The sequence below is a fragment of the Kushneria phyllosphaerae genome, assembly GCF_900312995.1.
GTDB classification, from domain to species: domain Bacteria; phylum Pseudomonadota; class Gammaproteobacteria; order Pseudomonadales; family Halomonadaceae; genus Kushneria; species Kushneria phyllosphaerae.
Genome location: NZ_ONZI01000002.1, coordinates 499,054 through 513,811, shown reverse-complemented (window position 1 = coordinate 513,811; position 14,758 = coordinate 499,054). Strand labels below are relative to the sequence as shown.

The window sequence follows — 14,758 nt, the reverse complement described above, 5'->3', positions numbered from 1 at the left end:
GCACTGTTATTCTTTTAATAACTGATAGAAAAGACATAGAAATAACCGTCGCCCAGAGTGCGACGAGAAGATAGCCCAGGGAGGGTTACATGGAATTACAGCAACTTCGATATGCCGCGTCACATCACAATGAAATGGAAGTACGCGTTGTACGCAACACACTGAGCCATATTTATCAGATCGAATGTGAAACGGGCAGCGGCAATCGCCAAAAGCTCAGTCGCCGGGGCAAGCCCTGCCTGTTCCGCTCGATTGATGAAGCCATCGACCAACTGCTGGTGGCCGGTATCAGCTACGCCTGGATCGTGCGTCAGAATGAAGAAGATGGCAGTGACAGTTCACGCCGTCTGGTGCAGCTGGGCAACCTGCCCGAGCTGGCCATTGCGATCTGATCATCGCGAATTCGATTGGGGCGCATGCCGTTAAAAATACCAAAACATGACACATTGATTGAATGACCTTGCGCCGGCTTTTGCCGGCGTTTTCCATGGTGGCCCGGGTCAATCACCGCCCTTGCCGGTTCGCCTTTCATATCCCGCCAGATGATCGCCCTGTCCGTAAGCCGGTGTCTCCTCAAGCTGATCCAGAAAACGAAGGGCCTGTTCACGCAGGGCCTGTCGCTTGTCGTCACTCATTTTATTAAGTGAGCCATAAATGAGCTTCATGCGCTGATTGCCGGACAGCTGCTTTTCATTGCGCTCAAGAAAATGCCAGTAAAGGCTGTTGAAGGGGCAGGCGTCCTCGCCGATGCTTTTTTTGACGTCATAGCGGCAGTGCTGACAGTGATCCGACATGCGATCGATATATTTACCCGAAGCGCAGTAGGGCTTGGAGCCCAGATAGCCGCCATCGGCATACAGCACCATACCCAGGGTGTTGGGCAGTTCGACCCACTCAAAGGCATCGATATACACGGCCAGATACCAGTCGCACAGCGCCGCCGGGCTGACACCGCAGAGCAGGGCAAAGTTGCCGGTGACCATCAGCCGCTGAATGTGATGGGCATAGGCGTGATCCCGTGTCATCTCGATGGCGCGTTTCAAGCAGCGCATATCGGTGTCGCCGGTCCAGTAGAAGGCCGGCAGGCCCCGGTCGGCATTGAGATCATTGCGCCTTTTGTAGTCGGGCATGTTCAGCCAGTAAATGCCGCGCACGTATTCGCGCCATCCCAGAATTTGTCGAATGAAGCCTTCCGCACTGTTAATCGGCACCTTGCCGTCACGCCAGGCATTTTCGGCAGCCTGACAGACCTCCCGCGGTCTGAGCAGCCCGGCATTGAGCGCACCGGACAGTCGGGCATGATACAAAAAAGGATGCTGATCGCTGATGGCGTCCTGATAGTCGCCAAAAAAGGGCAGGGCGTGCTCGATAAAATGAGCCAGGTCATTGAGTGCCTGACGTCTAGTGACAGGCCAGTTGAATCCTTCAAGGGTGCCAAAATGGTGGCCGAAATGCGTCTCGACCAGTGTCATCACCTCACGGGTGAGTGAGTCTGGTTGGTGTTCGGGTGGTTCAGGTGGGATGAGGTGTTTGGGCATAGGCTTGCGGTTGTTCTGGTCGAAATTCCACTGATCCCCCTGCGGGTTGTTCTGCTCATCCATTAACAGGCCGGTTTCGCGACGCATCCAGCGATAAAAGTGCTCCATGCGAAATCGCTGACGGCCCTGTGCCCATTGATTAAAACCTTCGCGTGAGCAAAAAAAGCGATCATCGGTCACCATGTACCAAGGAAGTGTGTTGCCTCGCCTTTTCTGAATGCGATCAAAAAGACGCCATTCGCCGGGAGAAGTCACTCGAATGTCGTCGCAGTCATAAAGGCCTGCGATCCGTTCGGCTTCGCTGATCAGATCCTGGGTGTTATCGCTGTCGTCCAGACAGGTGTAGTGCACCTGATGCCCCTGCTGGCGAAGCATGTGCGCAAAATGGCGCATGGCCGAAAAAAGAAAGGCGATCTTTTGCGGATGGTGGGGCACATAGCGACCTTCTTCTTCTACCTCGAACAGGGCCACCACGGCGTTTTCCGGTGCGCCTGTCAATACGGGAAGATCGTGGGTCAATTGATCACCCAGGATTACGATCAGGGGTCGAGACATTTACACTTCCTGCATATGGCGAATAGGGACATTTCATCAGCACTGCCCGAACAGCGCTGATAGAATAATTTCATTAAAATTGATTGTTTTGAGGGTTTGTACAATCAAGCCCCTCTTGTCACTGCAAGGAGTATAGACATGGCGCAGGCCCCCTTCGGCGTACTGCTGGCCAATCTTGGCACCCCGGATGAGCCCACCCCCTCCGCCGTACGGCGCTATCTTGGCGAGTTTTTGTGGGACCGGCGCGTGATTGACGTTTCCCGCCCGCTCTGGTGGTGCATCCTGAATGGCATTGTGCTGAGGACTCGTCCCAAAAGGGTGGCCGAGGCTTATGCCAGCGTCTGGGAGGAAGAAGGGTCGCCCCTGCTGGCCATTGGCAAGCGTCAGCAGCGTGCCCTCAAGGCGCATCTGGATGCGCAGTATGGTTGCGACATGCCGGTCGAACTGGGCATGACCTACGGCCGGCCCACCATGGAAAGCGCCGGCCTTACCTTTCGTCGCGCCGGGGTCAACCGAATCGTGGTGCTGCCGCTCTATCCGCAATATTCACGCACCACCACGGCAGCCGTTTTTGACCGTCTGGCCGATGCGCTCAAGCCGTGCCCGGATATCCCCGAGATGCACTTCATCCGCGATTACCATGATGACCGCGGCTACATTACAGCGCTTGCCGAAAGCGTTCGGGAGCACTGGGCCACGCGTGGCAAGCAAAATCACTTGCTGATCTCATGGCACGGCATCCCGAAGCGTTATGCCGAGGAAGGTGACCCCTATCCGAAGCACTGTCGTGGGACCAGTGAAGCCCTGGCCCGCGAGCTTGGCCTTGAGGACAGCCAGTGGACCATGACCTTTCAGTCGCGTTTCGGGCGGGAGGAGTGGCTCAAGCCCTATACCGATGAAACGCTCAAGAACTGGGACGTAAAAACCACGCCCGGTATCGACGTCATTTGCCCCGGCTTTTCGGCCGACTGTCTGGAAACGCTGGAAGAAATTCAGCAGGAAAACCGGGAATATTTCGTGGAAGCCGGCGGAGAAGACTACAGCTATGTGCCGGCGCTCAATGACCGCGAAAGTCACATTGAGGCGCTGGCGGGACTGGTCGAGAGAAATACGCGCAACTGGCGCTGAGCCTCGCGCCGGTCAGCGCCTCAGGGGCTGTGGCGCTGACCGCTGCCGGGGTCTTCCGGATGCGGTGTGTCCGGTTCCTGGCCGACATCCTCTTCACGCAGCTCACTGGGGGCTCCGGTGGTCGAGATATCGCTGGGCAGCTTCTGATGCAGTGCCACCTTGGCCAGCAGGTGGGCGCTAATGGGCGCCGTGATCAAGAGGAAAATGGTGACCAGCAGCAACTGAATATGAAAGGTGCGCTCAATCAGCAGAAAATAAAACATGCAGGCGACCAGAATCAGGCCCACGCCAAGGGTCGTGGCCTTGGCCGGCCCATGCATGCGCAGGTAGAAATCACGCAGATGCACCATTCCGAAAGAGCTGATGAAAGTGATCAGCGCCCCGGCGATCAGAAAAAAGGCCGTTAACGTCTCAAGTGCCGTATCAACCCATGCCTTGTCCAGCCACGCCATGATGGTCTCCTATTCGATGATGTCGCCGCGCAGCAGATACTTGCATACGGCCACGGTACTGATAAATCCCAGCATGGCAATCAGCAGGGCGCCTTCGAAATAGACCCGCGTACTCAGCCAGATCGTGTACAGGATAATCAGCGCAATGCTGTTCACGTACATGGTATCGAGCGCGATGATGCGATCGGGCAGGGAAGGGCCTACCAGCAGTCGATAGGCGTTGAGAATGATGGCCATGGCGACCAGAAAAAAGCTGATCCACAGCGCAATACCGATCATTCGTAAATCTCCATGAGCGGTCGCTCGTAGCGGTTGTATATCTCGTCAATGATGGCCTGCTCATCGTCGGTATCCAGCACATGAATCAGCAGACTGCGCCCGTCGAGCCTCAGATTGGCCGAAATAGTGCCCGGCGTCAGGCTGATGGTGCTGGCCAGCAGCGTAATGCTGAAGTCACGTTTGAGTGTCAGGGGATACTCGATAAAAGCGGGACGAGGGCGCCGCCAGGGACGGGAAATCAGCCAGGCCACTTCCAGGTTCGCCACGAGAATGTCCAGCATGACGCGCAGGGTGAACCGCAGCAGCAGCAGCGGTTTTTTGACCACCGGTTGCGCATCCCAGAAACGCTGGGTCATCAGTGGAATGGCAATCCCCAGGATGATGCCCATGATGACGGAGCCATAGGTGATAATGTCGGACAGCATGATCCAGACCATCGTCAGGATCGACGAAAGAATGGGTCTGGGGAGACAGCGTTTAATCAGCATCGACAGACGCTCCTGACGTGTCTGAAGTGACATTGCCCAGTACGGCGCTGCGATACTGCACGGTGTCCGTGATCTGCTCGGCGGTAGCCTGAGTGTAGCCGCCGATGGGGCCTGCCAGTATCACCAGCAGCGGTGCGGCAGACAACAGCACCACGGTGCCGACCAGCTTGCCACGGGAAAGGCGTTCACCTGCCGGGTCGCCGTTACCGTGACGCCAAAAGATGGTCGAACCGGCACGTGAGGCGGCCACGACCCCTGCAAGGCCGGATAATAGCAGCAGTGGCCAAAGCCAGAGGCCTTCCGACAGGGTCGCCGTTGACATCAGCCACGCCTTTGCCAGCGCGCCGGACAGTGGGGGAAGCCCGGCGGAACTGACGGCGCCGATCATGTACAGGGCGCTGAGCAGAGTGGCGTATTTGAATTTCTTGCTGCGAACGATGCGGGTGCCGACCTTGCCGCGCTGGTCGGCAATCATGTCGGCCAGCAGGAAAAGCCCGCCGTTGATCAGCGTGGTATGCAGCATGTAGAACAGCATGGCCCCACGCGACGCCGTCCCCTCCATGCCCAGACCGCACAGCAGGGTGCCGATCGAGATCAGCATGAAATAGGAAATCTGCATGCGCAGGTCGCGTGCAGACAGCACGGCAAGCGTTGCCATGCCAAGGGTTGCCAGCCCGCCCCACCACAGCCAGGGCTGTGCCAGATGCGCAAGCCCCCCGGCCTGCTCACCAAAGATCAGGGTGAATACGCGGAAGATGGCGTAGATCCCTACCTTGGTCATGATGGCAAAAAGAGCGGCGATTGGCGCAGGCGCCGAACTATAGGCCCGGGGCAGCCAGAAATAGAGCGGCAGGATGGCGGCCTTGAGTCCAAACACCACCAGCAACAGCAGGGCGCCGGCGCGGACGAGGCCCTGCCGGTCCGCCGGCAGCTGGCTGACGCGCTCGGCCATGTCGGCCATGTTGAGCGTGCCGATGCTGCCATACAAAACGCCCAGCGCGATCAAAAACAGCGAAGAGCCGGCCAGATTCAACACGACATAATGCAATCCGGATTGAACGCGCGCCTTGCCACCGCCGTGCATCAAAAGCGCGTAGGACGCCAGCAGCAGGACTTCAAAAAAGACAAACAGGTTGAAAAGGTCACCGGTCAGAAAGGCACCGTTGATCCCCATCAGCTGTAGATGAAAGAGCCCGTGGAAGTTGGAGCCCTGATTGTCCTCACCGCCACTGGCGTGAATCACGCTGCCCAGCGCCAGCAGGGCCGTCAGCAGGACCATCATGGCAGATAGCCGATCGGCCACCAGCACGATGCCATAGGGCGCCTGCCAGTTGCCCAGTCGATAGACCAGGGTCTCCCCGTCGGCCACCTGACTGACCAGCCAGAAGGCAATCGCGACCAGCAGTGCCGTGGCTGTAATGGAGATGGTTCGCCTGACCGGATCAGCGCCTTCACGCTTTCGCAGCAGGATAATGGCCACCAACAGAGGCAGCAGAACCGGAAAAATGGGCAGATGCTGCATCACGCCTTGTTCTCCCGCGGGTCTTCACGATCGGTGCGGTTGCCATCGACGCTGTCGCTGCCCAGATCGCCTCTGGAGCGCATCGCCAGAATGATGGCAAAGGCCGTCATGGCAAAACCGATAACGATGGCAGTCAACACCAGCGCCTGTGGCAGGGGGTCGGCGTAGTGTTCAGTGGTGCCGACCAGCGCTGCGCCATGAGTGGTCAGACCGCCCATGGAAAACAAAAACAGGTTGACGGCATAAGAGAGCAGCGTCAGCCCGACGACTACCGGAAAGGTACGCCCGCGCAGGGTCAGATAAATGCCGCTGGCGGTCAGGATACCGGTGGTGATGGCGTAGAGCGCTTCCATCAGGGGTTGTCCTTGTTGGGTCGATGTGCGGTGGTGAGCTTGCCCAGATTGGCCAGGATCATCAGCGTGGCGCCAACGACCGCCAGATAGATGCCACCATCAAAGATCAGTGCACTGGCCAGTTCGATATCACCGATCAGAGGCAGATGGAAATGATCAAAGGTCGAGGTCAAAAACGGGTAGCCAAACAGCCAGCTGCAAAGCCCGGTAAAGGTCGACAGGGCAACGCCTGCAATGGCGATGGGCTGGAACTGAAAGTCCAGCCGCTGCTGTGCCCATTCGACGCCGCGTGACATATACAAAAGAATCAGGGCCACTGCCGTGATCAGACCGGCGATAAAGCCGCCGCCGGGCTGGTTATGGCCGCGCAGGAAGATGAAAAACGACACCAGCAGGGCCAGCGGCAGCAGGGTCTGGGACACCACCATCAAAAGCGTCGGATGGCGATCATCGGACCACAGGCGACCTTCCATATCGGTGGCCGGCATGAACAGGCGAAGCCGGTTGAGCAGCTTGAAAATGGCCAGGCCCGCAATGGCAAGCACGGTAATTTCACCCAGCGTATCGAAGCCACGAAAGTCCACCAGGATGACGTTGACCACGTTGTGGCCGCCACCGCCCGGTACGCTCTGACGGATGAAAAATTCCGAAATGCTGTCGAGATCACGGGTCAGCACCGCGAAGTTGAGACTTGCAACGGCCCCCCCGAATCCCGTGGCGATCAGAACGTCACGCACCACGCGGGCACCCCCGGACTCCTTGGGTGTTTTTTGCGGCAGGAAAAAAAGCGCCAGCATCAAAAGAATCATGGTCACGACTTCAACCGACAGCTGCGTCAGGGCCAGGTCCGGCGCCGAGAAACGAGCAAAGGTCAGCGAGACCACCAGCCCCACTACCGAGAGCATCAACAGGGAAATCAGGCGATAGCGGTGCAGGGCAGCGGTCAACACGCCCCCCATGATCAAAAGTGCTGCGCCCATGGCCACGATCGGGTCCAGCGGCTGCTGGCCGAGGTTGCCGGTCAGTGTATCCAGATCTGCCAGGCCCAGCGCCATGGCCAGTACCGATACAGCCATCAGAAGGAACATGTAACGCTGCAGCGAGCCATTTTCGAGCCGGTCGGTCAGACGCTGACACAGCCCGACCAGGCGCTGAACAAAGGCTTCAAAAATGTAGCGGGCATCCTGAGGGCGAAACTGACGATTGAATCGCATCATGTGGCGATGGAGCAGATGCAGCACGATGCCAGCGGCAATGACCGCCATGCTCAGCAGCAGGGCAGGGTTGATGCCATGCCAGAGCGCCAGGTGAAATTCGGGCATCTCACCGGACATCGTCACGCGAACGGCATCTTCTAGGATCGGTGTCTGCGGCAGGGTCGGTACCAGCCCTACAATGATGCACAGAACCACCAGCAGCTCGATGGGAAAGCGCATCGGCCAGGGGGGCTCGTGAGGGGTTTTGGGTGGCTCCTGACGCGGGCGCCGGAAGAAGGTGGCATAGGCCAGACGCAGCGAATAGGCGACGGAAAGCAGCCCGCCCAGGCCTGCCAGCAGGGGCACAATCCATGACAGACCACCGAACTGCTGTGAGGCCAGCGCTTCGGTGAAAAACATTTCCTTGGAGATAAAGCCGTTCAGCGGCGGCACACCGGCCATCGAAATGGTGGCAATACAGGTAAGTGCCGTCGTGATCGGCATCAGGCGGTAAAGGCCACCCAGCTTTCGCACATCACGAGAGCCGGTTTCGTGATCAACGATCCCGGCGGCCATGAACAGCGAGGCCTTGAACAGGGCATGGTTGATGATGTGAAAAAGGGCCGCAATCAATGCCTGAGAATTGCCAAGCCCGAGCAGCGAGGTGATCAGGCCAAGATGGCTGATGGTCGAAAACGCCAGAATTCCCTTGAGGTCGGTCTTTAAAAAGGCAAACCACGCCCCGTAGACCAGCGTGACCAGGCCGGTCAGCGTCACGATGACCGTCCAGAGCTCGGTACCTGACAGCGCCGGATGCAGGCGCAGCATCAGGAAGATGCCCGCCTTGACCATGGTGGCCGAGTGAAGATAGGCCGAGACCGGCGTCGGGGCCGCCATGGCGTGAGGCAGCCAGAAATGAAACGGGAACTGGGCCGACTTGGTAAAGGCGCCCAGCAACACCAGCACGACAATGGCCGGGTAGAGCGGGCTTGCCGTGATCAGATCATGGCTTTCAAGCACCGTGCCGATGTCATAGGTGCCGGTCACCTTGCCGATCAGCATGATGCCGGCCAGCAGGGCCAGACCTCCGGCGCCGGTCACGGTCATCGCCATGCGCGCCCCCTTGCGCGCCGTCGTTTCGTGTGACCAGAAGCTGATCAGCAAAAACGAAGAGATGCTGGTCAATTCCCAGAACCCCCACATCAGCAGCAGATTGTCCGACATGACAATGCCGACCATGGAGGTCATGAACAAAATCAAAAAGGCATAAAACCGCGACATCGAGTCCTTTTCGGACAGGTAGTAGCGGGTATAGAGGATGATCAACAGACCAATGCCGAGAATCAGCAATAAAAAGAGCAGCGATAGCCCATCCAGGCGAAAGGCCACTTCAAGGCCCAGCGATGGAAGCCACTGAAATGAGGTGCGCATGACCTCTTCACCGTCATGCCCCAGATAGAAAAACAGGACCAGGCCAAGGGCGATGGCCGGGGCGACGGCCGTGGCCAGTGCACAGACGGTTCTGCCGCCACGAATGGCAAGCGCGGGCACAAAAACGCCCAGAAAGGTCAGCAGAGGGATCCAGGGCAGGGTCATGAATGCTTGTTTCCTGATGAATGGCTTCCAGTGTACTGACTATTCGACATGCCACGATGACCGGTGACCCGCAGCACAGGTGCTGAAGCAAGCCGGATAACGGGCATCATGAATAGACGACACAGCGAGCAAATCCCGCAGTGCAGTATGCGTCAGTTGATTCCTTGCAGGGCCGGTCAGAGGTCTCGAACAGAAACCCGCCATGAGCGGGAAGCCGTCTCCCGTTGAGGGGCCGGCCCTTGTTGTTAATCATTTGCAGAATGTTGCGCTATGCAATGACATCAAGCAGTTAGGCGATTCTCCCTTGCAGATGACGTGCTGGCAATACCCCTTGTCATGCGCAGACGCCCTTTTCGCCGTCAAACCCGAATCTTAAGGTTAAATGATTGAAAAGGGCACGCCATTCCCGCTGTAATGCGAATCTACCATAGCATATCAAGCCCGATTTGCTGCCTTCTTCCACAAACAGGCAAGGATGTAAGCGGCATAATTGATGCCACGCGTCGCGGTCATCTCATCACCCAGGACAGCAAAAGGAGAGAGCGCATCATGCAGATTGCCGTGCTGGCCGGATTTGCTCTGGCCATCCTTGTTCCCTTTCTGTCTCGCTGGTGCGGCAGCCGTACCGGACTGGTCCTTGCGCTTTACCCTGCCGCCATTGCCTGTTGGCTGGTGTCACTGGCACCTCAGGTCCTGCAGTCGGGCGGCCTTTATTTCGAGCAGGCCTGGGCTCCGAGCCTTGGGCTCAGCTTAAGTTTCTGGCTGGATGGCCTATCGCTACTGTTCGGTCTTTTGATCAGCGGCATCGGCACGCTGATCATCCTTTACGCCAGTGGCTATCTCTACAACCATCCTCAGCTTGCCCGGTTTTATGTCCTGATTCTGTCGTTCATGTCTTCCATGCTCGGGGTGGTCATGGCGGACGGGCTGATGACGCTTTTCGTGTTCTGGGAACTGACCAGTATCACTTCCTATTTGCTGATCGGCTTCAATCACGAGGACGCGGCCGCGCGCAAATCGGCCCTGCAGGGGTTACTGGTCACCTTCACCGGGGGGCTGGCGCTCATGAGCGGTCTGATTCTGCTCAACGTGGCGGGCAGCAGCTGGTCGCTTCAAACACTGCTCAGTGATGGCGAATCGCTGCGCGAACACGCGCTTTATCTGCCGATGCTGCTGTGCCTGCTGGGTGGCGCCTTTACCAAGTCGGCCCAGTTCCCGTTTCATTTCTGGCTGCCCAATGCCATGGCCGCCCCGACCCCGGTCTCGGCCTATCTGCACTCGGCCACCATGGTCAAGGCCGGTATCTATCTCATGGCGCGTCTGCAGCCGGGCCTGGGCGGCACGGAGGCTTGGATGACCATCCTGTGTGTGATCGGCGCGATCACCATGGTGGTCGGGGCCTTTCTGGCCCTTCGGTTTACGGGCATCAAGAAGGTGCTGGCCTATTCCACGGTCATGGCACTTGGCACCCTGACCATGCTGCTGGGCATCGGGGGTGAGGCCGCCATGATCGCCTTTGTCACCTTTCTGACCGCGCATTCGCTCTACAAGGGCGCGCTGTTCATGGTGGCCGGGGCGCTTGATCATGAGACGGGCACCAAGGATATCGATGAGATGGGTGGCCTGCGTCGGCTCATGCCGATCACGGCAACCTGTGCCTTCGTGGCGGCCCTGTCGCTGGGCGGGGTCATTCCGCTTTTTGGGTTTGTGGCCAAGGAGCTGATGTTTGAAGCCGTGCTTGAGGCGCCGCGCTATACCGGCTTTCTCATTGGCATGAGTCTGCTGGCCTCTGTACTGGTCGTGGCCGCTGCCGGCATTGTGGCCCTGCGACCCTTTTTCGGTGCGCTCAAGGCAACCCCGAAAACGCCCCATGAGGCGCCCCTGTCCATGCTGGCCGGGCCCTGTGTGCTGGCGGGCCTGTCACTGGTGCTGGGCTTTATGCCGTGGCTGGCCGGCGATGGTCTTTTGAACGCGGCGGCGGGTGCGGTCATGGGCGCCGAGGTGGTGACAGACCTGTATCTCTGGCACGGCCTCAATACGGCTTTGATGATGTCGATGATCAGTCTGGGCGTGGGGCTTCTGGTGTGCTGGCGTTGGCCGGGCGTGCGAGGCGTAATTCATCGCTTCAGCCCGGTGCTCGATCGTGGCCCTGAAGCCGGGTACTGGAAGCTGATGGATCTGCTGGTCCGCGTGGCCGGGTGGCAGACACGTCTTTTGCAAAGCGGCTACATGCGCAATTACCTGATTCTGACCCTGCTCAGCTTTACGGGGCTGACCGGCTATACACTGCTGGTGCGTCATGGCCCGGTATTTGACCTGGCGCTTGATGTGCGCCTGCAGGAGGTGGTTGTGGCGCTTGTCATCGCCGCCAGTGCCATCGTTGCCTGCATGATGCGCTCGCGCCTGGCCGCCGTGGCAGCCGCGGGGGTGATGGGTTTTGGAATCGCGCTGATCTTTTTACTGTTCAGTGCGCCGGACCTTGCCATCACGCAGCTTCTGATCGAGACCCTGACGGTCATTTTGCTCATTCTGGTGCTCTTTCGAATGCCGCAGTTTGCGAGCCTGTCGACGCCCATGGAGCGGGTGCGTGACATGTTCGTGGCCGTCATGACGGGCGGGCTCATGACCCTTTTGATGCTGACCGTGCTTGGGCAGGATCTCTTTACGTCCATTTCTGAATACATGATCGACAACAGTGTGCCGCTGGGGCACGGCCACAACATCGTCAACGTGATTCTGGTCGATTTCCGCGCACTCGATACACTCGGTGAGATCTTTGTGCTGTCACTGGCGGCCATCGGTGTGCTGGCCATGCTCAGACTGCAGGCCAAAGAGAGGAAGATGCCATGAAAACAGGCACCCTGATCCTCTCGGTCGCCGCCCGGACGCTGGTGCCGCTACAAATTCTGTTTTCTCTTTTTTTATTGCTGCGGGGCCACGATGAGCCGGGTGGTGGCTTTATTGCGGGGCTTGTGGTCGCCGGCGCCTTTGCGCTGCATCAGTTCGTTAACGGCCCGGCCGCTACCCGACGGCTACTGCGTGTCGACCCGCGTGACTGCGTCGGTTTTGGTCTTTTGCTGGGGGTGGGCTCGGCCCTGCCTGCCTGGTGGCAGGGAGAGGCGTTTTTGACCGCTCAATGGTGGGAAGTGCCGGGTCTGGGGCTCAAGCTGTCCACGCCGCTGATCTTTGATATCGGTGTGTACCTGGTGGTGCTGGGGGCAGTGCTGACGGCCGTGATCACGCTGTCGGAGGTCGACAAGGATGAAGCATGACGCGCGCGTACCATCCGGGGAGGGCATCACATGGAACCGATAATGGCAGTGGTCATCGGCGTGATTTACGCAGCGGCCATTTACATGATGCTGCGACGGTCGATCGTCAAACTGGTGATCGGGCTGATCCTGATTTCAAACGCGGCCAACCTGCTGATCTTTGCAACCGCGGGCATGACGCGGGATGCGCCCCCGCTGATCCCCATGAACGGTGATCCGCTGGGGGATGTCATTGCCGACCCGTTGCCGCAGGCGTTGGTACTGACGGCGATCGTGATCGCCTTTGGGGTTCTGTCGTTTGCCGTGGTGCTGATTCGCCGCGCCTGCCAGATTGTCGGGGTCGACGATCTGGATCAGATGAAGGAGAACGACACGTGAGCCCGGAAGTCGCTCTTCCCATCCTGATTCCGCTCATGGCGGGCGCCCTGTCGATGGCGTTCTGGCGCTCGCGTCTGATGCAGCGATTGATTGGTGTTGCCGGGACGGCGGCACTGCTGGGCACCAGCATCTGGCTTTTTGTCAGCGTGCAGGCGCAAGGGTACGTGATCATGAATGCCGGCGGCTGGGCCGCGCCCTTTGGCATTACGCTGGTGGCAGATCTTTTAAGCGCCATCATGGTGGTGTTGACCGGCATTATCGGGTTTGCCGTGGCGGTGTATTCACTGCCGACCATCGGGCGGGGGCATGAAACCTTTGGCTATTATCCGCTCATGCATCTGCTGCTGGCCGGAGTGGCGGGGGCCTTTTTGACCGGCGACATCTTTAATCTGTATGTCTGGTTTGAAGTGATGCTGCTGGCGTCCTTCGCGCTGTTGATTCTGGGCGGCGAGCGGGCTCAGATGGAAGGGGCCATCAAGTATGTGACGCTCAACCTGCTCTCATCGGTCATTTTCCTGAGCGCTGTTGGCCTGTTATACGGCACGCTCGGTACGCTCAATATGGCGGATATCGCCCGTCGCGTCGCGCTGGTGGAGGACAAGACGCTCATTGATGTGCTGGCGGTGATGTTCATGATTTCATTTGGCATCAAGGCGGCGGCCTTTCCCCTGTTTTTCTGGCTGCCAGCGGCTTACCACACGCCACCGGTGGCGGTATCGGCCCTGTTTGCAGGGCTTTTGACCAAGGTCGGCGTCTACGCCCTGTTTCGCGTCTTCACGCTGATCTTCAATCAGTCCGTGGATTACACCCACGACATTCTATTGTGGGTGGCAGGGCTGACCATGCTGACCGGTGTTCTGGGGGCGGCAGCCCAGTTCGAGTTTCGTCGCATCCTCTCCTTTCATATCGTCAGCCAGATCGGCTACATGCTGATGGGGCTGGCGCTTTTTACGCCGCTGGCGCTGGTTGGCGGGGTGTTTTATATCCTTCATCACATCATCGTGAAGACCAATCTGTTCCTGATCAGTGGTGTCGTATATCGCTTGAAGGGCACCCATGACCTCAAGCGACTGGGCGGTGTCTACAAGGCCTGGCCGCTGTTGGGCGTGCTCTTTCTGATTCCGGCGCTGTCGCTGGCCGGGGTGCCGCCACTGTCCGGATTTTTTGCCAAGTTTGTCCTGATTCGTGCCAGTATCGAGGCCGGCCATATCACCATTACGGTGGTGGCGCTGCTGGTGGGGCTTTTGACGCTCTATTCGATGACCAAGATCTGGGCCGAGGTGTTCTGGAAAGCATCTCCTGAGAATAAGGGGGCCGCTCTTCGGGGCACGCCGCTGTCCCAGCGTCATCTCTGGCTGATGCTGTTGCCCATCGTGGGACTGGCGGGCTGTACGGTGTTCATCGGTCTCAACGGTCAGCTGCTTTATGACGTGGCAGAAGCATCGGCTGCGCAGCTTCTTGATCCACAGGGCTACATCGATGCCGTATTGGGAGAGCAGCCATGACCGGGCTTTTATCCAATCTGCTGCTGGCGGTGGCCTGGATTGCGCTGAGTGGCGATTTCAGCATGGGCGGCATGCTGGCCGGTCTGGCCTTCGGCTATCTGGTCATTTTGTTGCTGCAAAACCAGCTGCCCGGCCTTCAGGGCTACGGCACGCGCCTGCCGAAAATGATTTCTTTTGTTTTCTATTTTCTGCGCGAGCTTTTCATGGCCAATTTCAAGGTCGCCTTTGATGTCCTGACCCCGCCCTGGCACATGACGCCGGGCGTGATTGCATTCGAGCTGGAAGCGAAGACCGATTTTGAAATTGCGTTTGTGGCCAATCTGATTTCACTGACACCGGGCACGCTGAGTCTGGATATTTCCGACGATCGGCAGGTGCTGTTCATTCATGCCATGTTCCTGGACGACGAGCAGACCCTGAGAGGAGATCTTCGGGAGATGGAGCGGCGGGCTCTGGCGGTGCTGAGATGACCACGACCATCGTGAACATGACGGGG

General features: G+C 58.5%; 14 protein-coding genes. 7 read left to right on the top strand and 7 right to left on the bottom strand.

Going from position 1 to position 14,758, the window contains the following annotated elements; translation table 11 throughout:
• The first annotated feature begins 89 nt into the window (after positions 1–89).
• On the top strand, positions 90–392 hold the full coding sequence (locus KSP9073_RS08265; RefSeq protein WP_108842500.1) for a hypothetical protein: 303 nt from the start codon (positions 90–92) through the stop codon (positions 390–392).
• Positions 393–500: 108 nt separating this feature from the next.
• On the opposite strand, the gene KSP9073_RS08260 is transcribed toward KSP9073_RS08265, so the two are convergent.
• A complete protein-coding gene (locus KSP9073_RS08260) occupies positions 501–2,093 on the bottom strand; it encodes a cryptochrome/photolyase family protein (protein WP_108842499.1) in 1,593 nt (530 codons plus the stop codon).
• A gap of 138 nt (positions 2,094–2,231) precedes the next feature.
• On the opposite strand from KSP9073_RS08260, the gene hemH reads away from it, so the two are divergent.
• On the top strand, positions 2,232–3,221 hold the full coding sequence (gene hemH, locus KSP9073_RS08255) for a ferrochelatase (RefSeq protein ID WP_108842498.1): 990 nt from the start codon (positions 2,232–2,234) through the stop codon (positions 3,219–3,221).
• 20 nt (positions 3,222–3,241) lie between these two features.
• Here hemH and KSP9073_RS08250 read toward each other — a convergent pair whose 3' ends face one another.
• Genes KSP9073_RS08250 through KSP9073_RS08225 form a run of 6 tightly spaced genes read right to left on the bottom strand, consistent with a single transcriptional unit; the run spans position 3,242 to position 9,107 of the window.
• Positions 3,242–3,673, bottom strand: coding sequence for a Na+/H+ antiporter subunit G (locus KSP9073_RS08250; protein ID WP_108842497.1), 432 nt, complete (start codon positions 3,671–3,673; stop codon positions 3,242–3,244).
• A gap of 9 nt (positions 3,674–3,682) precedes the next feature.
• On the bottom strand, positions 3,683–3,952 hold the full coding sequence (locus tag KSP9073_RS08245; RefSeq protein ID WP_108842496.1) for a K+/H+ antiporter subunit F: 270 nt from the start codon (positions 3,950–3,952) through the stop codon (positions 3,683–3,685).
• Complete coding sequence (locus tag KSP9073_RS08240; protein ID WP_108842495.1) at positions 3,949–4,440, bottom strand: Na+/H+ antiporter subunit E; 492 nt, start codon at positions 4,438–4,440, stop codon at positions 3,949–3,951. The genes KSP9073_RS08245 and KSP9073_RS08240 overlap by 4 nt, the downstream gene beginning before the upstream one ends.
• Positions 4,430–5,965 carry a monovalent cation/H+ antiporter subunit D gene (locus KSP9073_RS08235; RefSeq protein ID WP_108842494.1) on the bottom strand — a complete coding sequence of 512 codons (1,536 nt, stop codon included), beginning with the start codon at positions 5,963–5,965 and terminating at the stop codon, positions 4,430–4,432. Before KSP9073_RS08235 ends, KSP9073_RS08240 begins: the two co-directional genes overlap by 11 nt.
• Complete coding sequence (locus KSP9073_RS08230) at positions 5,962–6,315, bottom strand: Na+/H+ antiporter subunit C (RefSeq protein ID WP_108842493.1); 354 nt, start codon at positions 6,313–6,315, stop codon at positions 5,962–5,964. The genes KSP9073_RS08235 and KSP9073_RS08230 overlap by 4 nt, the downstream gene beginning before the upstream one ends.
• The gene (locus KSP9073_RS08225; RefSeq protein ID WP_108842492.1) at positions 6,315–9,107 is read right to left on the bottom strand and encodes a monovalent cation/H+ antiporter subunit A; all 2,793 of its coding nucleotides are present in this window, start codon (positions 9,105–9,107) and stop codon (positions 6,315–6,317) included. The genes KSP9073_RS08230 and KSP9073_RS08225 overlap by 1 nt, the downstream gene beginning before the upstream one ends.
• Before the next feature lie 549 nt (positions 9,108–9,656).
• On the opposite strand from KSP9073_RS08225, the gene KSP9073_RS08220 reads away from it, so the two are divergent.
• Genes KSP9073_RS08220 through KSP9073_RS08200 form a run of 5 tightly spaced genes read left to right on the top strand, consistent with a single transcriptional unit; the run spans position 9,657 to position 14,732 of the window.
• Positions 9,657–11,957: a putative monovalent cation/H+ antiporter subunit A gene (locus tag KSP9073_RS08220; protein ID WP_108842491.1), complete on the top strand. Its 2,301-nt coding sequence runs from the start codon at positions 9,657–9,659 to the stop codon at positions 11,955–11,957.
• Positions 11,954–12,379, top strand: coding sequence for a Na+/H+ antiporter subunit B (locus KSP9073_RS08215; protein ID WP_108842490.1), 426 nt, complete (start codon positions 11,954–11,956; stop codon positions 12,377–12,379). Before KSP9073_RS08220 ends, KSP9073_RS08215 begins: the two co-directional genes overlap by 4 nt.
• Positions 12,380–12,409: 30 nt before the next feature.
• Positions 12,410–12,757, top strand: coding sequence for a Na+/H+ antiporter subunit C (locus KSP9073_RS08210; RefSeq protein WP_108842489.1), 348 nt, complete (start codon positions 12,410–12,412; stop codon positions 12,755–12,757).
• Complete coding sequence (locus KSP9073_RS08205; RefSeq protein WP_108842488.1) at positions 12,754–14,262, top strand: Na+/H+ antiporter subunit D; 1,509 nt, start codon at positions 12,754–12,756, stop codon at positions 14,260–14,262. Before KSP9073_RS08210 ends, KSP9073_RS08205 begins: the two co-directional genes overlap by 4 nt.
• Positions 14,259–14,732 (top strand): Na+/H+ antiporter subunit E, encoded by a 474-nt coding sequence (locus KSP9073_RS08200; protein ID WP_108842487.1) that lies wholly within the window; start codon positions 14,259–14,261, stop codon positions 14,730–14,732. The genes KSP9073_RS08205 and KSP9073_RS08200 overlap by 4 nt, the downstream gene beginning before the upstream one ends.
• Positions 14,733–14,758 lie beyond the last annotated feature (26 nt).